General features: G+C 66.5%; 22 protein-coding genes. 16 read left to right on the top strand and 6 right to left on the bottom strand.

Annotation, left to right across the window (positions count from 1 at the left end; translation table 11 throughout):
- Positions 1-105: 105 nt before the first annotated feature.
- A complete protein-coding gene (gene fur / locus H3H37_RS19600) occupies positions 106-534 on the bottom strand; it encodes a ferric iron uptake transcriptional regulator (protein ID WP_182165656.1) in 429 nt (142 codons plus the stop codon).
- Positions 535-612: 78 nt separating this feature from the next.
- On the opposite strand from fur, the gene H3H37_RS19605 reads away from it, so the two are divergent.
- Genes H3H37_RS19605 through H3H37_RS19625 form a run of 5 tightly spaced genes read left to right on the top strand, consistent with a single transcriptional unit; the run spans position 613 to position 3,514 of the window.
- Entirely contained in the window at positions 613-1,167 is a 555-nt protein-coding gene (locus tag H3H37_RS19605) for an outer membrane protein assembly factor BamE (RefSeq protein WP_182165658.1), read from the top strand.
- Between the two features lie 31 nt (positions 1,168-1,198).
- Positions 1,199-2,008, top strand: coding sequence for a 4-hydroxy-tetrahydrodipicolinate reductase (gene dapB / locus H3H37_RS19610; protein ID WP_182165659.1), 810 nt, complete (start codon positions 1,199-1,201; stop codon positions 2,006-2,008).
- 19 nt (positions 2,009-2,027) lie between these two features.
- Positions 2,028-2,714, top strand: coding sequence for a MotA/TolQ/ExbB proton channel family protein (locus H3H37_RS19615; RefSeq protein ID WP_182165661.1), 687 nt, complete (start codon positions 2,028-2,030; stop codon positions 2,712-2,714).
- 48 nt (positions 2,715-2,762) lie between these two features.
- Complete coding sequence (locus tag H3H37_RS19620; RefSeq protein WP_182165663.1) at positions 2,763-3,188, top strand: ExbD/TolR family protein; 426 nt, start codon at positions 2,763-2,765, stop codon at positions 3,186-3,188.
- Positions 3,188-3,514 carry a barstar family protein gene (locus H3H37_RS19625; protein WP_182165665.1) on the top strand — a complete coding sequence of 109 codons (327 nt, stop codon included), beginning with the start codon at positions 3,188-3,190 and terminating at the stop codon, positions 3,512-3,514. Before H3H37_RS19620 ends, H3H37_RS19625 begins: the two co-directional genes overlap by 1 nt.
- 54 nt (positions 3,515-3,568) lie before the next feature.
- Here the strand turns inward: H3H37_RS19625 and map are convergent, their stop codons facing one another.
- The 3 genes from map to H3H37_RS19640 all read right to left on the bottom strand — a co-directional run bounded on the left by map (position 3,569) and on the right by H3H37_RS19640 (position 5,580).
- Entirely contained in the window at positions 3,569-4,354 is a 786-nt protein-coding gene (map, locus tag H3H37_RS19630) for a type I methionyl aminopeptidase (protein WP_182165667.1), read from the bottom strand.
- The gene (locus H3H37_RS19635; RefSeq protein WP_182165669.1) at positions 4,341-4,616 is read right to left on the bottom strand and encodes a ParD-like family protein; all 276 of its coding nucleotides are present in this window, start codon (positions 4,614-4,616) and stop codon (positions 4,341-4,343) included. The genes map and H3H37_RS19635 overlap by 14 nt, the downstream gene beginning before the upstream one ends.
- Positions 4,617-4,683: 67 nt before the next feature.
- Complete coding sequence (locus tag H3H37_RS19640; RefSeq protein WP_182165671.1) at positions 4,684-5,580, bottom strand: LysR family transcriptional regulator; 897 nt, start codon at positions 5,578-5,580, stop codon at positions 4,684-4,686.
- 78 nt (positions 5,581-5,658) lie between these two features.
- Between H3H37_RS19640 and H3H37_RS19645 the strand changes: the two genes are divergently transcribed.
- Complete coding sequence (locus tag H3H37_RS19645) at positions 5,659-6,651, top strand: quinone oxidoreductase family protein (RefSeq protein WP_182165673.1); 993 nt, start codon at positions 5,659-5,661, stop codon at positions 6,649-6,651.
- 119 nt (positions 6,652-6,770) lie between these two features.
- On the opposite strand, the gene H3H37_RS19650 is transcribed toward H3H37_RS19645, so the two are convergent.
- Complete coding sequence (locus tag H3H37_RS19650; RefSeq protein ID WP_182165675.1) at positions 6,771-8,108, bottom strand: nucleotide disphospho-sugar-binding domain-containing protein; 1,338 nt, start codon at positions 8,106-8,108, stop codon at positions 6,771-6,773.
- Positions 8,109-8,119: 11 nt separating this feature from the next.
- Complete coding sequence (locus tag H3H37_RS19655) at positions 8,120-8,485, bottom strand: VOC family protein (protein WP_182165677.1); 366 nt, start codon at positions 8,483-8,485, stop codon at positions 8,120-8,122.
- A gap of 141 nt (positions 8,486-8,626) precedes the next feature.
- On the opposite strand from H3H37_RS19655, the gene leuS reads away from it, so the two are divergent.
- The 10 genes from leuS to H3H37_RS19705 form a co-directional block, all read left to right on the top strand.
- Positions 8,627-11,269 carry a leucine--tRNA ligase gene (leuS, locus tag H3H37_RS19660; RefSeq protein WP_182165679.1) on the top strand — a complete coding sequence of 881 codons (2,643 nt, stop codon included), beginning with the start codon at positions 8,627-8,629 and terminating at the stop codon, positions 11,267-11,269.
- 3 nt (positions 11,270-11,272) lie between these two features.
- Complete coding sequence (locus tag H3H37_RS19665) at positions 11,273-11,842, top strand: LPS-assembly lipoprotein LptE (RefSeq protein ID WP_182165681.1); 570 nt, start codon at positions 11,273-11,275, stop codon at positions 11,840-11,842.
- Positions 11,843-11,854: 12 nt separating this feature from the next.
- Positions 11,855-12,871 (top strand): DNA polymerase III subunit delta, encoded by a 1,017-nt coding sequence (gene holA / locus H3H37_RS19670; protein WP_182165683.1) that lies wholly within the window; start codon positions 11,855-11,857, stop codon positions 12,869-12,871.
- A 22-nt stretch (positions 12,872-12,893) separates the two neighbouring features.
- Positions 12,894-14,159, top strand: coding sequence for a glutamate-5-semialdehyde dehydrogenase (locus tag H3H37_RS19675; RefSeq protein WP_182165685.1), 1,266 nt, complete (start codon positions 12,894-12,896; stop codon positions 14,157-14,159).
- Positions 14,160-14,179: 20 nt separating this feature from the next.
- Positions 14,180-14,608 (top strand): CopD family protein, encoded by a 429-nt coding sequence (locus tag H3H37_RS19680; RefSeq protein ID WP_182165687.1) that lies wholly within the window; start codon positions 14,180-14,182, stop codon positions 14,606-14,608.
- Between the two features lie 70 nt (positions 14,609-14,678).
- The gene (locus H3H37_RS19685) at positions 14,679-15,881 is read left to right on the top strand and encodes a THUMP domain-containing class I SAM-dependent RNA methyltransferase (protein ID WP_375540020.1); all 1,203 of its coding nucleotides are present in this window, start codon (positions 14,679-14,681) and stop codon (positions 15,879-15,881) included.
- A gap of 598 nt (positions 15,882-16,479) precedes the next feature.
- A complete protein-coding gene (locus H3H37_RS19690; protein WP_182165689.1) occupies positions 16,480-18,633 on the top strand; it encodes an HDOD domain-containing protein in 2,154 nt (717 codons plus the stop codon).
- Between the two features lie 7 nt (positions 18,634-18,640).
- The gene (locus H3H37_RS19695) at positions 18,641-20,908 is read left to right on the top strand and encodes a GGDEF/EAL domain-containing response regulator (protein ID WP_375540021.1); all 2,268 of its coding nucleotides are present in this window, start codon (positions 18,641-18,643) and stop codon (positions 20,906-20,908) included.
- Between the two features lie 6 nt (positions 20,909-20,914).
- Positions 20,915-22,510 (top strand): SEL1-like repeat protein, encoded by a 1,596-nt coding sequence (locus H3H37_RS19700; protein WP_182165691.1) that lies wholly within the window; start codon positions 20,915-20,917, stop codon positions 22,508-22,510.
- A 164-nt stretch (positions 22,511-22,674) separates the two neighbouring features.
- Positions 22,675-23,365 (top strand): flagellin N-terminal helical domain-containing protein (locus H3H37_RS19705; protein ID WP_446033168.1); only part of this gene is annotated, 691 nt, incomplete at its 3' end.

The raw sequence follows: 23,365 nt of genomic DNA on the forward strand, positions 1-23,365 counted from the left end.
AATGTCGTTCCCGCGCAGGCGGGAACCCATACGCAGCCTCTGAGCACGCGACCTATGGGTTCCCGCGTGCGCGGGAACGACGATAGAGGGGATTCCGGCTAGCCGTCAGTGCTTGTGCGGGCAGGCCGTCTTGACGCAGTTGCCGTAGATGGCCAGCGCGTGCTCGGCGATCTTGAAGCCGCGTTCCTCGGCGATCTTCTGCTGGCGCTGCTCGATTTCCTCGTCGAAGAACTCCTCCACCCGGCCGCAGTCTAAACACACGAGGTGGTCGTGGTGCGAACCTTCGTTCAGTTCGAAAATGGCCTTGCCCGTCTCGAAATGGTTGCGGTTGAGTAATCCGGCCTGCTCGAACTGCGTCAGCACGCGGTAGACGGTGGCTAGGCCCACATCCATGTTGTCAGCCAGTAAAATTTTGTAGACGTCTTCCGCCGTCAGGTGGCGTACCGGGCTGCTTTGAAAAATATCCAGGATCTTAAGGCGGGGCAGGGTCGCTTTCAGGCCGCTGGCCTTGAGGTCGGTAGGATTGTTACTCATGTTTCTTACTCGGATGTGGTTCATGTGCTTTATGATATAGCGTTTTGGCACTTCCGCTCAATTCTATTGAGGACACTTATGCGCGTCACCCAGGCTTTACCGCAGTCTTTGTTGCACCGAATTTCACGCCGCGCGCCCCTGCTGGCGGCCGCCGTTTGCGTCGCACTGGCCTCGTCCGGCTGCGCCACCCGCAGCGCGCTGGGCGAAAAACTGAGCGACGCCAAGCACGAGAGCGCCCCCGTGTCGGCCGATGGCGCGCAGACGACCACCATCACCAAGTTCCAGAAGTTCATGTGGTTCTTCTCGCCGTACCGCCCCGACATCCAGCAAGGTAACTTTGTCTCGGAAGAAATGTTGGCGCAATTGAAAATCGGTATGACGCGCGACCAGGTGCGCTTTATCTTCGGCACCTCGCTGGCGGCCGACATCTTCCACGCCGACCGTTGGGACTACCCGTTCCGCCTGGCCAAGGGCGACGGCGAAATCACCACCAGCCGCGTGACCGTGTTCTTCAAGGATGGCAAGGTCGACCACTATGAAGGTGGCCATTTGCCGACCGAGAAGGAATACATCGCCCGCATCGCCGGCCCGGCCCCCGTCATCAAGGAAGACCCGCCGACCACCAAGCAGTAATTGAACCGTTTTCACTGATAGAGCAAAGAACATGAATCCACTGAATATCGCCATCGCCGGCGCCGGCGGCCGCATGGGCCACATCCTGATCGAAACCATCCTGCAAACGCCGGACGCCCGCCTGGCCGGCGCGCTGGACCGCGCCGGTTCGCCCGGCCTGGGCGGCGACGCGGCCGCCTTCCTGGGCAAGACCAGCGGCGTGGCGATCGAATCCGACCTGGCCAAGGGCCTGGCCGGCGCCCAGTTCCTGATCGACTTCACCCGCCCGGAAGGCACGCTGGCCCACCTGGCCTACTGCGCCGAGCATGGCATCAAGATGATCATCGGCACCACCGGCTTCGACGAGGCGGGCAAGGCCGCCATCGCCGAAGCGGCCAAGAAGACGGCCATCGTGTTCGCGCCCAACATGAGCGTGGGCGTGAACGTCACGCTCAAGCTGCTGCAGCAGGCCGCCAAGGCGCTGTCGGTTGGCTACGACATCGAAGTGATCGAGGCGCACCACCGCCACAAGGTCGATGCGCCGTCCGGCACCGCGCTGAAAATGGGCGAAGTGATCGCCGACGCGCTGGGCCGCGACCTGAAGGAATGCGCCGTCTACGCGCGCGAAGGCGTGACGGGCGAGCGCGATCCGTCCTCGATCGGTTTCGCCACCATCCGCGGCGGCGACATCGTGGGCGACCACACCGTGCTGTTCGCTGGCACCGGCGAGCGCATCGAGATCAGCCACAAGTCCAGCAGCCGCGTCACCTACGCGCACGGCTCGCTGCGCGCGGCCCGCTTCCTGGCCGACAAGGCCACCGGCCTGTACGACATGAACGACGTGCTGTCGCTCAAGGACTGACCGGGGAGCCGCCGCGCCGATGACGCCCAACCCCGACACGAGCTTCAACCTGGCGCGCTACTGGGAGCAGGGCGACGCCGTCAGCCACGCCGTCGCCTGGCTGCTGCTGGCCATGTCGCTGGCCAGCTGGTTCTGCATCCTGGCCAAGGGCTACGCGGCCTGGCGCATCCGCCGCGCCGCGCCGGCCGTGCAGGCATTCTGGGATGCGCCCACCTTGCACGATGGCGTGGCCGCGCTGACCGAGGCCGATCCCGAACTGGTATACGCGCCGCTGGCGCAGCTGGGCGCGGCCCAGCTCAAGGTGGCGGGACGGCCGTCGCTGGGCGGCGAGATGGGGCATGCGGAGCAGGTCACGCGCGTGCTGCGCGCGGGCGTGCAGCGCGTCACGGCCCGGCTGGAAGCGGGGCTGACGCTGCTGGCCTCGATCGGTTCCACCGCGCCCTTCGTCGGCCTGCTGGGCACCGTGTGGGGCATCTACCATGCGCTGGCGGCCGTCTCCTCGGCCGGCACGGTGCAGATCGACAAAGTGGCCGGTCCTGTCGGCGAGGCGCTGATCATGACGGCCATCGGCCTCACGGTTGCCATTCCCGCCGTGCTGGCCTATAACGGTTTCAACCGGGTCAACCGCCTCACGCTGGCCGAGCTGGACGCGTTCGCGTTCGACTTGCACGCCTACCTGACGACGGGTGAGCGGGCCCGCACGTAATTCCGGGGACGGCCTGGCCGTCCTCTGTCCACCACGCCGGGAGTAGCGATGGCCTTTGGCTCATTCAACCACCACCGCCAGCAAGGCCCGATGGCCGACATCAACGTCACGCCCATGGTGGACGTGATGCTGGTGCTGCTGGTGATCTTCATCATCAGCGCGCCCATGTTCACGCATGCCGTGAAACTCGACCTGCCCAAGGCGCAGGCGCAGGCCAACCCGCAGCAGGCGGCCAGCGTGTCGCTGGCGATCGACGCCAAGGGCCAGGTCTACTGGAACGATGAAGCCGTGGCGCCGACGGCGCTGGACGCGCGCCTGGCCGCGGCGAGCAAACTGGACCCGCAGCCGGAGCTGCAGCTGCGGGCCGACAAGAACACGCGTTACGAAGTGGTGGCCCAAGTGATGGCCGCCGCCCAGACGGCCGGCTTGAGCAAGCTCGGTTTCGTCACCGAACCACCGAAAGAGAAAAAATAATGGCCACCGCAGAAATCAATGGCGCCGCGATCGTCGACTTCACCAGCTTCCACCGTGAATGCCAGCAGGCGCTGGGCTTCCCCGCCAGCTACACGGGCACCATGGACGCGTGGGTCGATTGCCTCAGCTATTTGCGCGACGAGGACGGCATGACGCGCTTCCGCCTGAAGCCGAACGAAGTGCTGGAACTGGTCATCAAGGACGCCGCCGCGATGGGCGCGCAAGTGCCCGACATCCTGGAGGAAGTCACGTTCTGCGTGGCAGGCATCAACGAGCGTTACGAGGACTACGGCGAGAAGCCGGCCCTCAAGCTGGTGCTGCGTTGACCTCTCGCGGCGGCCCAGGCCGTTAGGGTCTGACCCTTGCGGTCTGACCCTGGTTTAGCGCTCCGCCGGCGCCAGCGTCAGCACCTCGTAGCCGCTGGCCGTCACCACCACCATGTGTTCCCACTGCGCCGACAGCGAACCGTCGCGCGTCTCCACGGTCCAGCCGTCGTCGAGTTCCACGGTCGAAGCCCGGCCGGCGTTCACCATCGGTTCGATGGTGAACAGCATGCCCGGCTTGAGCACCATGCCGGTGGCCGGCTTGCCGTAGTGGCGCACTTCCGGTTCCTCGTGGTACACCAAGCCGATGCCGTGGCCGCAGTAATCGCGCACCACGGAAAAGCCGGCCTTCTCGGCCACGGTCTGGATCGCGTGGCCCACGTCGCCCAGCGTGGCGCCCGGACGCACGGCACGGATGCCGGCCCACATGGCGTCGTAGGTCACATCCACCAGCCGCTTGGCATTTTTCGAAGGCGTACCCACGTAGTACATGCGGCTGGTGTCGCCATGCCAGCCGTCGCGGATCACGGCCACGTCGATGTTGATGATGTCGCCGTCCTTGAGCACTTCGTCCGGCGACGGGATGCCGTGGCATACCACCTGGTTGACCGAGGTGCAGACGGTGGCGGGGAACCCGCTGTAGCCCACATTGGCGGGAATAGCCTGCTGCACCTTGACGATGTACTCGTTGCACAGCCGGTCCAGTTCCGCCGTGCTCACGCCGGGCTGCACGTGCGGGGCTATCATGGTCAGCACGTCAGCCGCCAGTTGGGCTGCCACGCGGGCCTGTTCGATCTGTTCCGGCGTCTTGACCAGGATGGCCAGCGATTTACGCTTGTTCATGCGCGCCTCCCAGTACTTTCATGGCGGCGGCCAGCGCGGCGTCATGCAGTTCGTCGTGCTCGCGCGGCAGCGTCACGCCGCCTTCCTGCGCGGCGCGCAGCAGCAGCAGGCAGATGTCGCTGTAGCGCAGGTCCGGGTTGGTCTCGGCCAGCAGGCCGATGCGCAGCCAGTGCTCGGCCTGCGCGTTGATGGAGCGGTTCAGCGCACCGCTGGCGATGCGCAGATTCTCATGCATCTGGGTGGAGATTTTGACGATGCCCATGGGGGAAGTGCCTTTATACGTTTTATATACGAAACGTATATTATCACAACCCGGACGCCGTCGTCGTTCAGTTTTCGCCCGACAGCAGTTCCTGTTCGCTGGCGATCAACGCCGCCACCATGTCGGCCACCACCCGCACCCGCGGCGAACGCCGTACGTCCGGATGCATGACCAGCCAGATCTGGCGCGGCGCCGGATGGGTGGGCGCGGGCAAGCCCACCAGCCCGGCGTCCAGCCGGCCGATGAAGTGGGGCAGGGCGGCGATGCCCAGCCCCGCGCGCGCCGCTTGCCACAGGGCGGTCATGTCGTTGCTGCGCAGGATGAAGCGGCGTCCCGCCGCCACCCCTTCCAGCCATTGCTGATGCGGCACCAGTCGCAGGCTGTCGTCGTAGCCGAGGAACTCCCACTGTTCCGGCGCCCGCTCGGCGTAATGGGGCGCCGCGTACATGCCGTAGCCCATGGTGCCCAGCGCGCGCGCCACCAGCCCCGGCGCGCTGGGGCGGGAGAGCCGCACTGCCAGATCGGCTTCGCCGCGCGCCAGGTTCACTTCGCGCGTCTCGCCCATCACTTCCAGGTCGATGCCGGGCCAGTCCTGGCGGCGCGCGACCAGGCGGGGCACGAGGAAGTGGGCGGTCATGCCCGGCGGCGCCGACAGCCGCACCGTGCCCTGCAACGACGACACGCCCAGCGCCACGCGGGCGAAGGCCAGCGCCTCGTCCTCCAGCTTGCGGGCCTGGTGCGCCAGCGTTTCCCCTTCCGGCGTCAGGGCCCAGCCGCGCGGCAGGCGGTCGAACAGGCGCACGGCCAGCGTCTGCTCCAGCGCCTCCACTCGGCGCGCCACCGTGGAATGCTCCACGTCCAGCTTGCGGGCGGCGGCCGACAGGCTGCCCAGCTGCGCCAGCGCCAGGAAATGCCGCACGTCGTCCCACTGCAAGTGGCTGGCTGATTGTTTTTGCACGGACATTGTGTGATTTTTGAGAATTGTTGGCGATTTATACGCAGTGTAACCTGAGTTTGTCCCATCAACTTCAAGGAGAACTTCATGGACAAGGAAATCAACCACAAGGCCGAACAGATCCTGATCCACGCCTACGGCGACGCCAGCGTGCTGGAACACGGCAGCGTGGTGCTGCCACCGCCGGGTGCCGGGGAAATCCGCGTGCGCCACACGGCCATCGGCGTCAACTTCGTCGACATTTATCACCGCACCGGCCTGTATCCGCTGCCGGCCCTGCCGGGTGGGCTGGGCGTGGAGGCGGCCGGCGTAGTGGAGGCGCTCGGACCCGGCGTGCCGGGACTGGCCGTGGGCCAGCGCATCGCCTACGCGGGACCGCCCACCGGCGCCTACAGCACGGCGCGCAACCTGTCCGCCGCGCAGGCCATCGCGCTGCCGGATGCGGTGGCGGACGACACGGCGGCCGCGCTGCTGCTGCGCGGGATCACGGCCCATATGCTGTTCCAGCACGTGCGGCCGCTGCGCGCGGGCGACACGGTGCTGGTGCAGGCGGCCGCCGGCGGCCTGGGGCTGGTGCTGGCGCAATGGGCCAAAGCGCTGGGCGCCACCGTGATCGGCACCGTCAGCAGCGAGGCCAAGGCGGCGCTGGCGCGCGAACATGGGCTGGATCACGCCATCAACTACCGCGAGCGCGCCGTGCTGGACGCGGTGCGCGAATTGACGGACGGGCGCGGCGTGGACTATGCCATCGACGGCATCGGCGGCCAGACGCTGGCTGACTCGGTGCGGGCCGTGCGCCCGTTCGGCATGGTGGCCAGCGTGGGCCAGGTCAGCGGCGCGGTGGGGCTGGATCTGGCGTTGCTGGGCGGCGGCCGCAACGTGGCGTTCGCGCGGCCCAGCGTGTTCGGCTTGATGGCCGATCCGGTGCTGTACCGCGAAGGTGCGCAAGCCACGCTGGCACAGTTGCAGGGCGGCTTGCGGGCCACGGTGGCTGAGGTGCTGCCGCTGGCGCAGGCGGCCGAAGCCCACCGCCGGCTGGAGGCGGGCGCCAATGCGGGCGCCATCCTCCTGCGGCCTTGAGGGTTGGCGTACGGCTGCCGGGGTGGCGCGAGGCCGGCGCAAAGCTGGGGCAAAGCCGGCATGCGGTGCGCGGCGCGTATCAGCCGTCGCCTCGGCAAGGGCGGCACTGCCGCCCGACTTCAGTCCAGCAGGGGCTGCGGCTCGGTGCGCGACGATGGCGCGGCATGCGGCGCGGTGACGCCCAGCGCCGCTTCCACCTGTGCGATCAGACCGGGCTGCCCCGGCCCGCCGCGCGCCTGCCTGGCGACGTCGGCGCAGGCGCGCGCCACGCCCGGTGAGGCCAGCAGGTCGGCCAGGCCGCGCTGCAGGCGCCGCGCGCTCAGCCGCTTGAACAGCACCACGCGCGCCACGCCCAGGCGCTGCGCGCGCGCGGCGTTGTCGAACTGGTCGAACCCGGACGGCACCACCAGTTGCGGCACCCCGGCGCGGAACGTTTCGGCCATGGTGCCGATGCCGCCGTGGTGCGCCAGCGCGGCCAGGCGCGGCAGCAGCAGCTCGAACGGCGCTTCGGCCACCCACATCACGTCGGACGGCAGCGCGGCGGGCACCTGGGCGCGGTGCGGCGTGATGAACAGGCCGCGCCGTCCCAGCTTGCGCAACGCTTCCAGCGCCATCGCAAAATAGCCGGTGGCATGCTGATGGCCGGTGCCGGGCGTGAAGGCGATGGGGGCCGGGCCGGCGGCCAGGAACTGTTCCAGCGCCGGCGACAGCGCCGTGGCCGCGACGTTGGCGTGCTCGCGCGGGCGCGGGAAGTCGCCGCGCAGCACGTGGGGCGGCCAGTCGTCCTGCCGGGACGCGAACCAGGACGGGAACAGGCAGATGGCGGCGTCCGGCGCCTGCACCAGGTGGTCGATGAAGCCGACCACGGGCGGCAAGTGGCGCAGCGCGCGCCCGGCGTTCAGGCTGGGCAAGGTGGGCGGGTCGATCGAGAGGCGGTTGGCCATGCGCCACAGCAGCCGGCGCCACGACAAGGGCATCCAGGACGGAATGGCCATCGAGCCGAGCGCCAGCATGTCGCGCAGGCTGCACAGGTTGGACGGCGCCAGGTAGGCGCTGACCACGCGCAGGTCCGGGCGCGCCGCGCGGGCGATGGCCGCTTGCGGCGCCATGATGGGGTGGCACAGCAGCACGCACGGCTCGTCCGCCGGCAGCGCCGCCACCATGTCGTGCAGCACCTGCATGTGCGGCACGCCGGCCTGCCACACCACGCCGAAGCCCTTGCGTTCGTCCCACAGGTCCGGATTGTCGAGCGCCGCCTGCAGGTCCGCCGGCTGGCCGAAAACGCGGTAATCGAGCCCGCTGGCCCGCATGGCCGGTTCATGCAAGGCCGGCGCGACCATGCGCACCCGGTGCCCTTGGTCGCGCAAACCCTGCGCCAGCTGCACGAAGGGACGGATGTCGCCGCCGGTGCCGGTGCTGGCGACGATGATGAGGGGACGGGCGGTCTGGCTCGGCATGCGGTCTCCTGTCAGCGTACGGTTTGCGGGTCGAAGTGGGGATTCTGGATCAGGCCCAGCACGTTGCCGAACGGGTCGTTCAGTTCAGCCACCTTGATGCCGTCGCCCACGTCCTGCACGGCCGCGTGCACGGTGGCGCCCAGTGCGAGCAGGCGCGCCACCTCGGCCTCGATATCGTCCACGCCCCAGTAAGCCTTGGCGCCGGTCTGGCCGGGCTGGCCGTCGGGCACCAGGCCCAGTTCAAAGCCGCCCACGGCGAAACCCACGTAGAACGGCTGGTCGAAATAGGGCGCCACGCCGGACGCCTGCGTGTACCAGTCCTTGCCCTGGGCCAGGTCGGGGGTGGGGTAGATGACGGTGCGTAATCCCTTGATCATGGTTGTCTCGCCGTTCATGTTAAAAAAACCATATCATGCCACGGCTGGCCCGCTCAGTGGGCGCCGGCCGCGCCCGCAACCTCAGCGCCGTCATGAACCAGTATAATGTTCGGTTCATAGTCACTTCTGGCCGCACACATCATGCAAGATAAATATAGTCCCGCCGACGTCGAAAAAGCCGCCCAATCCCACTGGAAGGCGATCGACGCCTATAAAGCCGTCGAAAACGACCCCCGTTTCCCCAAGGGTAAGTACTACGCTTGCTCGATGCTGCCTTACCCTTCGGGCAAGCTGCACATGGGCCACGTGCGCAACTATACGATCAACGATGTGATGTACCGTTACCTGCGCATGAACGGCTACAACGTGCTCATGCCCATGGGCTGGGACGCGTTCGGCATGCCGGCCGAGAACGCGGCGATGGCCAACAACGTGCCGCCCGCCCAGTGGACCTATTCCAACATCGCCCACATGCGCGAGCAGATGGAGTCGATGGGCCTGGCCATCGACTGGTCGCGCGAAATGACGGCCTGCAAACCCGAATACTACAAGTGGAACCAGTGGATGTTCCTCAAGATGCTGGAAAAGGGCATCATCTACAAGAAAACCGGCACCGTGAACTGGGACCCGATCGACCAGACCGTGCTGGCCAACGAGCAGGTGGTCGATGGCCGCGGCTGGCGTTCGGGCGCGCTGATCGAAAAGCGCGAAATCCCGATGTACTACGCCCGCATCACCGACTACGCCGATGAGCTGCTGGAATACGTGGACACCAAGCTGCCCGGCTGGCCCGAGCGCGTGCGCACCATGCAGACCAACTGGATCGGCAAGTCGACCGGCGTGCGCTTCGCCTTCCCGCACCAGATCAAGGATGCCGCCGGCGCCCTGATCAACGACGGCAAGCTGTACGTGTTCACCACCCGTCCCGACACGGTGATGGGCGTGACCTTCTGCGCCGTGGCCGCCGAGCACCCGCTGGCCGTGCACGCCGCGCAGACCAATCCCGCGCTGGCCGCCTTCAACGCCGAATGCAAGCTCGGTTCCGTGATCGAGGCCGACATGGCCACCATGGAGAAGAAGGGCATGCCGACCGGCCTGTTCGTCACCCATCCGCTGACGGGCGCCCAAGTCGAAGTGTGGGTCGGTAACTACGTGCTGATGACCTACGGCGACGGCGCCGTGATGGGCGTGCCGGCCCACGACGAGCGCGATTTCGCGTTCGCCAAAAAATACAATCTGCCGATCAAGCAGGTGATCCGCGCCGAAGGCAAGGAATTCTCGACCGACGCGTGGCAGGAATGGTATGGCGACAAGGACATCTCCATCGTCTGCAACTCGGCCCAGTTCGATGGCCTGAACTATGCCGACGCCGTGGAAGCGGTGGCCGCCGCCATGGCCGAAAAAGGCCTGGGCGAGAAGAAGGTCACGTTCCGCCTGCGCGACTGGGGCGTATCGCGCCAGCGCTACTGGGGCACGCCGATCCCGATGATCCACTGCGACGACTGCGGCTCCGTGCCCGTGCCGGAGAAGGACCTGCCGGTGGTGCTGCCGGAAGACTGCGTGCCGGACGGTAGCGGCAACCCGCTCAACAAGCACGAAGCCTTCCTCAAGTGCGACTGCCCCAAGTGCGGCAAGCCAGCCCGCCGCGAGACGGACACCATGGATACCTTCGTCGACTCGTCGTGGTACTACATGCGCTATACCTCGCCCGGCTCGAACGAGGCCATGGTCGACGCGCGCAACGACTACTGGATGCCGATGGACCAGTACATCGGCGGTATCGAGCACGCCGTGATGCACCTGCTGTACGCGCGCTTCTGGACCAAGGTGATGCGCGACTTCGGCCTGGTCAAGTTCGACGAGCCGTTCGTCAACCTGCTGACCCAGGGCATGGTACTCAACGAGACCTACTACCGCGAGGATGAAGCAGGCAAGAAGACCTGGTTCAACCCGGCCGACGTGGACCTGACGCTGGACGACAAGGGCCGCCCGCAAGGCGCGACCCTGAAGACGGACGGCCAGCCGGTGCACATCGGCGGCACCGAGAAGATGTCCAAGTCGAAGAACAACGGCATCGACCCGCAAGCCCAGATCGAGCAGTACGGCGCCGACACGGCCCGTTTGTTCACCATGTTCGCCTCGCCGCCGGAACAGACGCTGGAATGGTCGGGCAGCGGCGTGGAAGGCGCCAACCGCTTCCTGCGCCGCGTGTGGGCCTACGGCTACGCACAGGCGGCCCGCATCGGTGCCGCGCTGGCCGCGCCGGCCGCGCCGGTGGCCACCGAGCCGCAGAAGACGCTGCGCCGCGAACTGCACAAGATCCTGCAGCAGGCCGACTACGACCTGAAGCGCATCCAGTACAACACCGTGGTATCGGCCTGCATGAAGATGCTGAACACGATGGAATCGGCCAAGCTCGATGACAGCGCCGAATCGAACGCCCTGGTCGCGGAAGGCTTCTCGATCTTCCTGCGCCTGCTCAACCCCGTGGCGCCGCACATCACCCATGTGCTGTGGGAAGAACTGGGCTACGGCAAGGTGTTCGGCGACCTGCTGAACGCAGCCTGGCCACAGGTGGACCCGGCCGCGCTGGAACAGGCCGAGATCGAGATGATGATCCAGGTGAACGGCAAGCTGCGCGGCAGCGTCACCGTGGCCAAGACGGCCGACAAGGCGGCCATCGAGGCCGCCGCGCTGGCCAACGAGGCGGTGCAGAAATTCATCGAAGGCACGCCGAAGAAGGTCATCGTCGTCCCCGGCAAGTTGATCAACATCGTGGTGTAAGCGATGGCGGTCACCACTACCGTGTCATGGCGGCGCTGGGGCGCGCTGCTGGCGTTGTCCGCGTCCTTGTCGCTGTCGCTGACCGCCTGCGGCTTCCACCTGCGCGGGGAGGGTGGCCATTACACCTTGCCGTTCCCGTCGTTGTACGTGGGGTTGCCGGAGTCGTCGCCGCTGGCGATTGACCTCAAGCGCAACATCCGCGCCAACGGCGGCACCGCCGTGGCGGCCAATCCCAAGGAGGCCGACGGCGTGATCGAAGTGCTCAGCGATCCTGAAAAGACGCGCAGCAAGTCGATCCTGTCGCTGAACAGCAATGGTCGGGTGCGCGAATACCTGCTCGCCTACACCATCGTGTTCCGTGTGCTGGACCGCCAGGGCAACGAGCTGCTGCCCGCGACCACCATTTCGCTGAACCGCCCCATCACCTTCAACGAAACCCAGTTGCTGGCCAAGGAGCGCGAGGAAGCGTTGCTGTACAAGGACATGCAGACCGACCTGGTGCAGCAGATGATGCGCCGCATCGCCGCCATCAAACCGGTGCAGATGTCGGTGCCGCCGGTGAGCCGGCAGTAAGCGGGGACAGTCATGCAATTGCGACTGGACGCGCTGGAAGGCCACCTGGCCAGGCAACTGGCGCCGCTGTACGTCGTCACCAGCGACGAACACCTGCTGGCGCTGGAGGCGGCCGACAAGATCCGCCGCGCCGCGCGCGCGCAAGGCTATTCCGAGCGCGACGTGCTGACGGTGGAGCGCACCTTCAAGTGGGGCGAGCTGCTGGCGGCCAACCAGGCCTTGTCGCTGTTCGGGGACAAGAAGCTGATCGAGCTGCGCATCCCCAGCGGCAAGCCGGGCAAGGATGGCGGCGCGGCGCTGCAAAGCTATGTGAAGGACCTGAGCCCGGACAACCTGACGCTGATCACCCTGCCCAAGCTGGACTGGCAGACGCAGAAGGCGGCCTGGGTGGCCAGCCTGCAGCAGGCGGCCGTCTACATCGACATTCCGCAGGTGGAGCGCAACCAGCTGCCCAACTGGATCGGCCAGCGGCTGGCCGCGCAAGGCCAGAGCGCCGACCGCCAGAGCATCGAGTTCATCGCCGACCGGGTGGAGGGCAATCTGCTGGCGGCGCACCAGGAGATCCAGAAACTGGGCCTGCTGCACGAGCCGGGACGATTGACCTATGAGCAGGTGCACGACGCCGTGCTCAATGTGGCCCGCTACGACGTGTTCAAGCTGAGCGAAGCCATGCTGGCCGGCGATCCGGCCCGGCTGGTGCGCATGCTGGAAGGTTTGAAGGGTGAAGGCGAGGCGCTGCCGCTGGTGTTGTGGGCCGTGTCCGAGGAAATCAGGACGCTGTTAAAATTGAAAGCAGGGATGGCGCAGGGCCGTCCCCTGGGCGCACTGCTCAAGGAATACCGCATCTGGGGTCCGCGCGAGCGCATGATGGACCCGGCCCTGCGGCGCATTTCGCTGCCCACGCTGGAGGCGGCCATGAAGGATGCGGCGCAGGTGGACAAAATGATCAAGGGCCTGCGGGCCAAGGCGTTCTCCGGCGACGCCTGGGATGCCATGCTGCAGCTGGCGCTGAAAGTGGCGCGCGGCTGAAGCCAAATTAACTGGAACGATTATGGATATCAAGCAGTACATGGAACAAGTGGGCCAGCAGGCACGCGCCGCGTCGCGCGCCATGGCCAAGGCCGACAGCGCCACCCGCAACCGCGCGTTGCTGCTGATCGCCGAGGCGATCGAGCGCGAAGCGCCGGCCCTGCGCGCTGCCAACCAGCTGGACCTGGACGCGGCCCGCGCGGCCGGCCTGGCGCCGGCCATGGTGGACCGCCTGACCCTGTCCGAAGCGGCCATCGCCACCATGGTCGAAGGCCTGCGCCAGATCGTCGCGCTGCCTGACCCGATTGGTGAAATCTCGGGCATGAAGTTCCGCCCGTCTGGTATCCAGGTGGGCCAGATGCGCGTGCCGCTGGGCGTGATCGGCATCATCTACGAAGCCCGTCCCAACGTGACCGTGGACGCGGCCGGCCTGTGCATCAAGAGCGGCAACGCCACCATCCTGCGCGGCGGCTCGGAGGCCATCCACTGCAACCGCGCGCTGGCCAAGCTGGTCAAGGAAGGCTTGCTGGGCGCGGGCCTGCCGGAGAACGGCGTGCAGGTGGTCGACACCACCGACCGCGCCGCCGTGGGCGCCATGATCACCATGCCGCAGTACGTGGACGTGATCGTGCCGCGCGGCGGCAAGGGTCTGATCGCGCGCCTGATGGAGGAGGCCACGGTCCCGATGATCAAGCACCTGGACGGCATCTGCCACGTCTACATCGACGCCAAAGCCGACCTGCAGAAGGCGCTGGACATCGGCTTCAACGCCAAGTGCCACCGCTACGGCACCTGCAACACCATGGAAACGCTGCTGGTGGCGCGCGCCATCGCGCCGCGCGTGCTGCCGGAGCTGGCTAAGCTGTACGCCACCAAGCAGGTCGAGCTGCGCTGCGATCCCGAAGCCATGGCCATCCTGGCCGGCTACCCGCACCTGGTGGCCGCCAACGAGGAGGACTGGGCCACCGAATACCTGGCCGCCATCCTGTCGGTCAAGGTGGTGGACGGCATCGACGAGGCGATGGACCACATCAACCGCTACTCGTCCAAGCACACCGAGGCCATCATCACCGAGGATTACACGGACGCCATGCGCTTCCTGCGCGAAGTCGATTCGGCCTCCGTGATGGTGAACGCGTCGACCCGCTTCGCGGACGGTTTCGAATACGGCCTGGGCGCGGAAATCGGCATCTCCAACGACAAGCTGCACGCGCGCGGCCCGGTCGGCCTGGAGGGCCTGACCTCGCTCAAGTACGTGGTGTTCGGCCACGGCGAAGTGCGTAAATAACATCGACCGACAGGAGTCCCATGCTCTGGATTAAAGCGCTGCACATCTTCTTCATCATCTCCTGGTTCGCCGGGATCTTTTACCTGCCGCGCATCTTCGTCAATCTGGCGCAGGAATCGGAGACGGTGGCCACGGAACGGATGCTGATGATGGCGCGCAAGCTGTATCGCTTCATGACCATGCTGATGGTGCCGGCCATCGTGTTCGGCATGATTTTGCTGTACATGCAGTACAACGGCCCCGATGGCTTCACCATTCCGGGCTGGATGCACGCCAAGCTGGGACTGGTGGCGCTGGTGCTGGGCTACCACCACGCCTGCGGTTCGCTGTTGAAGAAGTTCGAGAACGGCGCCAACAAGCGCAGCCACGTGTGGTTCCGCTATTTCAACGAGGTGCCGGTGCTGATGCTGCTGGCCATCGTGATGCTGGTGGTGGTCAAGCCGTTCTGACGTTTTTGCAGTCAAGGCGCATACGGTATAAACGGTATGCTGGTTTTTTAACGGATAAAAGGTACACCTGATGACTTCCTATTTTTGCCCATGCCCGCGCGGCATGGAAGCGGCGCTGGCCGAAGAACTGGGCGAGATCGCCCAGCAAAGCCCGACCCTGAAGGTGCACAACCAGGTGCCCGGCGGCGTGCACTGCTCGGGCGACCTGTTCGACGCCTACCGCATCAACCTGCACTCGCGCATCGCTTCGCGCGTGCTGATGCGCATGGCCGTCACCGGCTACCAGAACGAGAACGACATCTACGACCTGGTGCTGGCCCAGCCCTGGGAAGACTGGTTCACCTACAACCACACGATCCGGGTCGACGTCACGGCCGTCAAGTCGCCGCTGAAAAGCCTGGAGTTCACCACGCTCAAGATCAAGGACGCCGTCTGCGACCGTTTCCGCGACCAGTTCAACAAGCGCCCCTCGGTCAACACCCGTGAGCCGGACATGCGCATCGTCGGCTTCCTCGACGCGCGCCAGTTCATCATCTACCTCGACACCTCGGGCGAAGCCCTGTTCAAGCGCGGCTGGCGCGAGGAGACGGGCGACGCGCCGCTGCGCGAGAACCTGGCCGCCGGCCTGCTGCGCGTGTCGGGCTGGAAGCCGGGCGTGCCGCTGTTCGACCCCATGTGCGGCTCCGGCACCATCCTGTGCGAAGCGGCGCAGATGGTGCAGGGCATCCCGCCGGGCGCGCGGCGCCGTTTCGCGTTCGAGAAGTTCAACGGTTTCGATGCCGGCCCGTGGCAAGCCATGAAGGCGGCCATCAAGCCCAATCCGCTGCCGGCCACGCCGACCATCTTCGGCAGCGACATTTCGGGCGACATGGTGGCCATGGCGCGCCACAACCTGCGCTGCGCCGGCATCCTGTTCGAGGTGCCGCTCAAGCAGATCGAGGCGCAGGAAGTGAAGGCGCCCACCGAGCAACCGGGCATCCTGCTGACCAACCCGCCGTATGGCGAGCGGATCGGCGTGCGCGGCGACAGCTCGCTGGCCGAGGATGAACTGGCCGTCAGCTTCTATTCGGCGCTGGGCACCACGCTCAAGCAGCGTTTCGCCGGCTGGACCGTGTTCCTGTTCACGGCCGACCTCAAGCTGCCGCGCATGCTGCGCCTGAAAGAGGCCCGCAAGACGCCATTCTTCAACGGCGCGCTCGAATGCCGTTTGTTCCGCTTCGACATGGTGGCCGGCTACAACCGCCGCGAGGAAGCCAAGCCCAAGGCGGAGTAAGACCCTGGCGGGGCGCCCGGCCCCGCCATTCCCTGCGGCTGGCGCAATGCCAGCCGCTTACCTGTGCCGGGATCGCAACAATCGCCCCACAATCGCCTGGTTATGCTGCAATGCGGTAGCACACCACCCCGTCCCGCCACGCCCGCCGCGCATGGTTTTTTCGCTACATCTTGCGCGCGCACCCCATGCGCCAGCCCGCGCCGTCCATTTTTCGCTTGTCCGCCCGGCGACACTGCTGTTATAAGGGAAATGCTGACATCCGTATCACATCGCAAGTCGCCGCCATCGGCCGAACAGAGGGGAATTAGTATGGCTACTCTGGCATTATGGTTGACGTCTCGCTATTAGCGGCGCATGCTACTACGCCAAACGGATCGATTAATATTTACCCTGGGAAACCAGTGCGGTTGAACAGGAATTTTAATTGCCGATAAGTTATTTTTTGTGGACTTTATGCTAATATAACTTTCGGCAATATGGATGGCCGCCCCACGAAGGTGGTCGCAGGTGACGCAAACAGCAGAACAATAACCGTGGCGGCGTGGTACCCAGGAACGCTGTCCCCATTCGACATCCATTGGCGGCAATGCTTGATACGATGCATCAATCAGACCAGGACATACGCAATCGCTTGCTGATTGCGCGTCTGCCGGCCATGCCGCAGATACTCATCAAGTTGATCGAGCACTTGCAGGCCGACGACGCCGGCATGCCGGAACTGGCCGCGCTGATCGCCAAGGATGCCGGCATGACGAGCAAGATCCTGACCGTCGCCAACAGCTCGGCCTACCACCGCAACACCCGCGCCGTGAACCTGGAGCAGTCGCTGGTGTCGCTGGGCACGGACATGATCAAGACGCTGGTGATCAGCGAATCCGTATTCCAGACCTTTAACAGCTTCCCCCATTCCGGCAGCACCGACCTGCGCAGCTTCTGGAAGAACTCGCTGACGACGGCCGTGCTGGCGCGCGACATCGCCCGCCAGATGGACTACCCGCACGTGGAGGAAGCCTACCTGGCCGGCCTGCTGCACAACGTGGGCCGGCTGGCCCTGCTGGCCACGGCGCCCAAGGAATACGCCTACAATTTCATGGCGCGCGACGATGAGGACTTGTGTGTGGTGGAGCAGCGCACGCTGCAGATCACCCACTCGGAAGCGGGCGCCTGGCTGATCGAACGCTGGCACCTCGATTCCTTCCTGGCCGACAGCGTGCTGTACCACCACGAACCGATCGCACGGCTCGAATCGGCCCATCCCCTGATCCGCATCGTGCGGCTGGCCCATTTGCTGGGCTGCCACGGCGAGGAGGAAGCGCAGGCGCTGGACGACGCGGCCCAGTTGTGCGGCCTCGATGGCGGCGCGCTGGAGCAGGTGGCCCGTACCGCCGAGCGCCAGGTGGAGAAGTCCGCCGCCCACCTGGGCATCGACCTGGCCGGCGCCGACGACATCGCCACCCCGCCCGCCTACGCGCCGCCGCCGCCGGTGGACCCGGTGCAGCAACGCCTGTCCGAGGAAGTGCGCAACATCATGCTGGTGTCCGAGATGGGCCAGACCTTCGCACGCCAGCACGGCGAGACGGGCTTGCTGGAATCGGTCACGCGCTCGGCCCGCATCCTGTTCGATTTCGACACCACCGTGGTGCTGCTGGAGAATCCCACCGGCCACGCGCTGGTGGGCACGGCCGGCGGCGAGCAGCAGCAGCGGCTGGCCGAATTCTCCATCCCGCTCGGCAAGCCGGGCCTGGTGGCGCAGTCGGCCAACGAGCGCAAGCTGGCCTACCTGGGCCGCAACGACGCGGGCCTGAGCCTGGCCGAGGAACAGTTGTTCCGCATCCTCGGCACGGACAGCCTGGTGTGCCTGCCGCTGGTGGCCAACCAGCGCTGCCTGGGCGTGATCATCGGCGGCGCGCCCAGCTGGCAGATGCCGCACTTCCAGAAGCGCGAGCGCTTCCTGCAATCGTTCGGCACCCAGGCCGCCGTCGCGCTGGAGACGGCCATGAGCGAGCGTGGCCACGCCAAGCGCCAGATCGCCCACGTGGCCGAGGAATACCGCGAAGCGTCGCGCCGCGTGGTGCACGAGGTGAACAACCCGCTGTCCATCATCAAGAACTACCTGTCCGTGTTGGACAGCAAGCTGGCCCGGCGCGAACCCGTGGTCGGCGAGATGTCGATCCTGAACGAGGAGATCGACCGCGTGGGCCAGTTGATCAACGGCCTGGCCGACCTGCAGCCGACGGAAACCTCGCGCGTGACCGACGTGGCGCGCGTGGTGGACGACGTGCTGCGCCTGTTCCGCGCCACCGACTTCGTGCCGGCCTCGGTGCAGATCCTGGTGCGCATGCAGGAGCAGCCGGCCGAGATCGACGGCGACGCCGACATGCTCAAGCAGATCCTCGTCAACCTGGTCAAGAACGCTGTCGAGGCGCTGCCCAACGGCGGCAGGATCGAGATCGCCAACCGTGGCTACGTGAACCGCGAACGCCGGCTGTACCTGGAGCTGGTGGTGTCCGACAGCGGCCCTGGCCTGTCGCAGGAAGTGCTGGCCAACCTGTTCTCCGTGGTCCGCAGCAGCAAGGACGGCGCCAATCATGGCCTGGGCCTGTCCATCGTGCACGGCCTGGTCAAGAAGATGCAGGGTCAGATCACCTGCCGCTCGGGCAACACGGGCACCGCATTTGAAATTCTGCTGCCCGCCCGTGGCAGCACCAGCCAAGTCGCCGGCGTGAACGCGCGGGCGATGGATTCCGTTTAAGGCCATGATGAACCTGCCCCCAGACAGCGCCGCCGCTGCCATCGATCCCAACCCGGCCACCGCCCAGATGGCCGTGGCCCTGGCCGGCGATAACTGGCCGCGCCTGCTGCTGGTCGACGACGAACCGCGTCTGCTGTCGTCGCTGTACGAACTGCTGCGCGACCGCGACTACCACCTGGTCACGGCCACCTGCGGCAGCGAGGCGCTGGCCCAGCTCAACAAACTCAAGTTCGACCTGGTGCTGCTCGACTTGCGCCTGCCCGACATGAGCGGCCACGAGATCATGGACTTCATCAACGCCAAGGACATCGCGGCGGACGTGATCGTGATGAGCGGCGACGTGGGCATCGAGGCCGCCATCGGCGCCCTGAAGCGCGGCGCCTACGATTACCTGCGCAAGCCCTACAGCCGCGAGGAATTGCTCAAGACGGTGGAGAACGCGCTGGCCCAGCGCAAGCTGGCGCAGGACAATGAGCGCATCGCCTCCAAGCTGGAAAACTCGGAGAAGATGTACCGCTACCTGGTCGACAGCTCGCCCGACATCATCTACACCCTGAACCACGAGGGCAAGTTCACCTTCGTTAACGACCGCGCCCAGCAATTGCTCGGCTTCACGCGCGAAGAACTGATCGGCAAACACTATTCCATCCTGGTGCACGACGAGGACCAGGAGCGGGCGCGCTACGTGTTCAACGAGCGCCGCGTGGACGAGCGGGCCTCGCGCAACGTCGAGCTGCGCCTCAAGTGCAACACGGGCAATGGCGTCGAGCGCACCTTCAACAACACCTTGATGACGATCTCGCTCAACGCGATCGGCATGCACGTGCCCGACCATGACATCAGGCAGCGCGAATTCTTCGGCACCTATGGCGTGGCGCGCGACATCACGGACCGCAAGCGCGCCGAGGAAGTGATCTCCTACCAGGCCTACCACGACATCCTGACCGACCTGCCCAACCGCATGCTGTTCAAGGACCGCCTGGGCCTGGCCGTGATCCAGGCCAAGCGCAAGCTGACGGAACTGGCCGTGATGTTCGTCGACCTGGACCGCTTCAAGCTGGTCAACGACACGCTGGGCCACGTCAAGGGCGACGAACTGCTGCAGCAGGTGGCGCTGCGCCTCAAGGATTGCCTGCGCCGCGGCGACACGCTGGCGCGCCAGGGCGGCGACGAATTCACCATCGTGCTGCCCGAGCTGCGCGACCGCCAGGACGCCAAGGCCATCGCCGACAAGTTCCTCGAATGCCTGCACAAGCCGTTCGACCTCGATGGCCACGAAGTGCATATCTCGGCCTCGATCGGCATCGCCGTCTACCCAAGCGACGGCGAGACCATCGACGAACTGCTGCGCCATGCCGACATCGCCATGTACCAGGTCAAGGCGCTGGGCAAGAATGGCCACAGCTTCTATCACAACTCGATGCTGGACGTGTCGCACCAGAAGATCGCGCTCGAACAAAGCCTGCGCAAGGCGCTCGAACAGAACGAGCTGGAGATGTACTACCAGCCGCAGGTGGACGTGGCCACGGGCCGCATCATCGGCGCCGAAGGCCTGATGCGCTGGAACCACCCGCAGCGCGGCCTGCTGTCGGCCGGCGAGTTCCTGCCGTTCGCCGAGGACAATGGCCTGATGCTGCCGATCTCGGACTGGATGCTGGGTGCGTTGTGCCGCGACCTGCTGCTGTGGAACGCGGCCGGCGGCGACGCCATCCGCCTGTCGCTGAACCTGTCGCCGCAATACCTGGACCGCGGCGACTTCTTCGAGAAGATGCGCGGGGCGCTCAACCGCTACGGCATTTCGCCGGCCCAGATCGAGGTGGAGATCACCGAGAACATCTGCATCCGCAATCCGCAGTACGCGATCGAGCAGTTGAACAAGCTGTGCCAGCTGGGCGTGTCGGTGGCGATCGACGATTTCGGCACCGGCTACTCGTCGCTGTCGTACCTGCACCGCTTCCCCATCCACACCATCAAGATCGACCAGTCCTTCGTCAAGGAGATCCACGACGAGCAGGGCCACTATCCGGTGATCCTGGCCATCATCTCGATCGCGCGCGGGCTGGGCCTGCATCTGGTGGCAGAGGGCGTGGAGACGGACGTGCAGGCGCGCTACCTGGAGGCGAACGGCTGCACCACCATGCAGGGCTATCTGTACCACCGGCCGATCTCGCTGTCGCACTTCATCCACGTGCTGCAGGAGCAGAACCGCCTGAGCGCGCCGGCCAGCGCCGCGCCCGTGATGCAGGCGCCGTCCATGATCGCCATCCAGGCCTGATCGCCGATGCAGAAATACCACCCGACCGAGGCCGACGCTTCAGCCGGCAGCACCTACACCGCCGAATACCTGCGCGTGCGCGGGCTGGCCGAGCGCGGCGTGGCCAACGCCCAGCACAGCCTGGGCTTCATGTACTTCAACGGCCAGGGTGTGGAGCAAAGCTATGAGCAGGCCGTGGCCTGGTATCGCCAGGCCGCCAACGCCGGCCTCGAACATGCGCAGTACAACCTGGGCGTGATGTACCAGAAGGGCCAGGGCGTGGAGCAGGATTACCTGGAGGCGGCGCGCTGGTACCAGCTGGCGGCCGAGCAGGGTTACGCGGCGGCCCAGTACAACCTGGGCTGGCTGTACGCCAAGGGTCAGGGCATCGAGCAGGACAGCGCCAAGGCCATGCACTGGTTCAGCAAGGCCGCCGAGCAGGGCGACGCCGGCGCCCAGAACAACCTGGGCATGATGTACGACACCGGCAAGGGCGTGCCGCAGGACTTCCGCCAGGCCATCCAGTGGTACCGCAAGGCGGCCGAGCAGGGCTACGCGCGGGCCCAGTTCAACCTCGGCCTGCGCTACGACAACGGCCAGGGCGTGCCCAAGGACGCGGGCCAGGCCATGTCGTGGTTCCGCAAGGCGGCCGACCAGGGTTACGCGCCGGCCCAGTTCAACCTGGCGCTGCGCTACGACAAGGGCGACGGCGTGCCCCAGGACAGCCAGAAAGCCATCCAGTGGTATCGCCGCGCGGCCGAACAGGAGCATGCCAGTTCCCAGTTCAACCTCGGCCTGATCTTCGACAATGGCCAGGGCGTGCCGCGCGACGAACAGAAGGCGATGGACTGGTACCGCAAGGCGGCCGAGCAGGGCCACGCGGCGGCCCAGAACAACCTTGGTCTGCGCTACGACCACGGCCAGGGCGTGGCCCAGGATTACGAACAAGCCCATTTCTGGTACCGCAAGGCGGCCGAGCAGGGCTTCCCCGCCGCCCAGTACCACCTGGCCATGCTGTACGACTGCGGCCACGGCGTGCCGCAGGATGCGCAGGAAGCCGTGTTCTGGTACCGCAAGGCGGCCGACCAGGGCCATTTGCGGGCCCAGTTCGACCTCGGCCTGCGCTACGAAAACGGGCAGGGCGTGCCGCAGGACTTGCGCAAGGCGCTGTCGTGGTACCGGCGCGCGGCCGAACAGGATTACGCTGCCGCCCAGTACATGCTGGGCCGGCTGCATGACAGCGACGACGGCCCCGCACCGGACTGCGTGCAGGCCGGCGACTGGTACCGCAAGGCGGCCGAACAGGGCCACACGCTGGCCCAGTTCACGCTGGCGCTGCGCTACGACACCGGCCACGGCCTGGTGCGCGACTACACCCAGGCCCAGCACTGGTACTTGCAGGCGGCCCGCCAGGGCCATGCGCGGGCCCAGCTCAACCTGGGCCTGATGCTGCTGGCCGGCCAGGGCGCGCCCGCCGATGCGGGCCAGGCGTGGATGTGGCTGACCATGGCGGAACGGGCCGGCGCGCCGGCCGCCGCCAAATACCGGCAACTGGCCGCCGCCCGGCTCGACCCGGCCGGCCTGGCCCAGGCCCGCGAACAGCTGGAAATGTTGCCCGGCTGACCAGCAATCGCCCCCAAGGGACAGAGCCCGGCGGCAGACCCCCGTGTCAGACCCGATAGAAATCGCCCTCAAGCGATCCGCATTTCCTGCCGTTAATAGCGCGACAACCACGAATCCTTGAACGGTTCGCGGCGCGCCCGCGCGCCGTCGGCCAGCGCCCATCCATGCAGATCAACAGCAATCTGTCCGCCTTGAACGCCCAGCGCAGCTATGCGCGGGCGGGCACGGCGCTGGGCGTCACCATGCAGCGGCTGGCCAGCGGCCAGCGCGTCAATTCGGCCAGCGACGATGCGGCCGGCATGGCCATCGGCGCGCGCCTGACGGCCGGCGTGCGCGGCCTGCAGCGGGCAGCCCAGAACGCCAGTGAGGGCATCTCGCTGCTGCAGGTGGCCGATGGCGCCATGGGCGAGATCATGGCCAACTACCAGCGCATCCGCGAACTGGCCGTGCAGGCGGCCAACGACACCAACAGCGTGGCCGACCGCGCCGCCATCCAGCACGAGGCCGACGCGCTGGTGCGCGCCAACGTGGACATCGCCAGCCGCGCCCAGTACAACCACCTGAACCTGCTGGACGGCTCTTACCGCACCCAGTTGCAGGTGGGCGACCGGGCCGGCGCCACCATCGACGTGGCGATTCCGGCCGTGTACCGCAGCGATGCCGGCGGGTCGGTGCAGGTGGACGTGCCGGAGCAGCAAGTGAACCTGAGCGGCCAGGTGGCGTCGGCCCTGCACGCGGGCGACCTGACGCTCAACGGCAAGGTGGTGGGCGCCGCCGTGGCCGGCCCGGGGCCGGGGCAGAGCGCGGCCAGCGCGTGGGCGGCGGCGGCGGCCGTCAACGGCGCCGGCGTGCCCG

The sequence above is a fragment of the Rugamonas brunnea genome (assembly GCF_014042345.1).
In the GTDB taxonomy this organism is placed as follows: domain Bacteria; phylum Pseudomonadota; class Gammaproteobacteria; order Burkholderiales; family Burkholderiaceae_D; genus Rugamonas; species Rugamonas brunnea.

What these genes read in the sequence shown, in the direction of transcription:
- H3H37_RS19625 (WP_182165665.1), top strand. Translation starts at nt 3,188, where the DNA reads ATGGCCACCGCAGAAATCAATGGCGCCGCGATCGTCGACTTCACCAGC.
- H3H37_RS19645 (WP_182165673.1), top strand. Translation starts at nt 5,659, where the DNA reads ATGGACAAGGAAATCAACCACAAGGCCGAACAGATCCTGATCCACGCC.
- H3H37_RS19635 (WP_182165669.1), bottom strand. Translation starts at nt 4,616, where the DNA reads ATGGGCATCGTCAAAATCTCCACCCAGATGCATGAGAATCTGCGCATC.
- H3H37_RS19695 (WP_375540021.1), top strand. Translation starts at nt 18,641, where the DNA reads ATGAACCTGCCCCCAGACAGCGCCGCCGCTGCCATCGATCCCAACCCG.
- H3H37_RS19665 (WP_182165681.1), top strand. Translation starts at nt 11,273, where the DNA reads ATGGCGGTCACCACTACCGTGTCATGGCGGCGCTGGGGCGCGCTGCTG.
- H3H37_RS19690 (WP_182165689.1), top strand. Translation starts at nt 16,480, where the DNA reads ATGCATCAATCAGACCAGGACATACGCAATCGCTTGCTGATTGCGCGT.
- H3H37_RS19620 (WP_182165663.1), top strand. Translation starts at nt 2,763, where the DNA reads ATGGCCTTTGGCTCATTCAACCACCACCGCCAGCAAGGCCCGATGGCC.
- H3H37_RS19685 (WP_375540020.1), top strand. Translation starts at nt 14,679, where the DNA reads ATGACTTCCTATTTTTGCCCATGCCCGCGCGGCATGGAAGCGGCGCTG.
- H3H37_RS19605 (WP_182165658.1), top strand. Translation starts at nt 613, where the DNA reads ATGCGCGTCACCCAGGCTTTACCGCAGTCTTTGTTGCACCGAATTTCA.
- H3H37_RS19655 (WP_182165677.1), bottom strand. Translation starts at nt 8,485, where the DNA reads ATGATCAAGGGATTACGCACCGTCATCTACCCCACCCCCGACCTGGCC.
- leuS (WP_182165679.1), top strand. Translation starts at nt 8,627, where the DNA reads ATGCAAGATAAATATAGTCCCGCCGACGTCGAAAAAGCCGCCCAATCC.
- H3H37_RS19680 (WP_182165687.1), top strand. Translation starts at nt 14,180, where the DNA reads ATGCTCTGGATTAAAGCGCTGCACATCTTCTTCATCATCTCCTGGTTC.
- holA (WP_182165683.1), top strand. Translation starts at nt 11,855, where the DNA reads ATGCAATTGCGACTGGACGCGCTGGAAGGCCACCTGGCCAGGCAACTG.
- H3H37_RS19615 (WP_182165661.1), top strand. Translation starts at nt 2,028, where the DNA reads ATGACGCCCAACCCCGACACGAGCTTCAACCTGGCGCGCTACTGGGAG.
- H3H37_RS19640 (WP_182165671.1), bottom strand. Translation starts at nt 5,580, where the DNA reads ATGTCCGTGCAAAAACAATCAGCCAGCCACTTGCAGTGGGACGACGTG.
- H3H37_RS19700 (WP_182165691.1), top strand. Translation starts at nt 20,915, where the DNA reads ATGCAGAAATACCACCCGACCGAGGCCGACGCTTCAGCCGGCAGCACC.
- H3H37_RS19650 (WP_182165675.1), bottom strand. Translation starts at nt 8,108, where the DNA reads ATGCCGAGCCAGACCGCCCGTCCCCTCATCATCGTCGCCAGCACCGGC.
- fur (WP_182165656.1), bottom strand. Translation starts at nt 534, where the DNA reads ATGAGTAACAATCCTACCGACCTCAAGGCCAGCGGCCTGAAAGCGACC.
- H3H37_RS19675 (WP_182165685.1), top strand. Translation starts at nt 12,894, where the DNA reads ATGGATATCAAGCAGTACATGGAACAAGTGGGCCAGCAGGCACGCGCC.
- dapB (WP_182165659.1), top strand. Translation starts at nt 1,199, where the DNA reads ATGAATCCACTGAATATCGCCATCGCCGGCGCCGGCGGCCGCATGGGC.
- map (WP_182165667.1), bottom strand. Translation starts at nt 4,354, where the DNA reads ATGAACAAGCGTAAATCGCTGGCCATCCTGGTCAAGACGCCGGAACAG.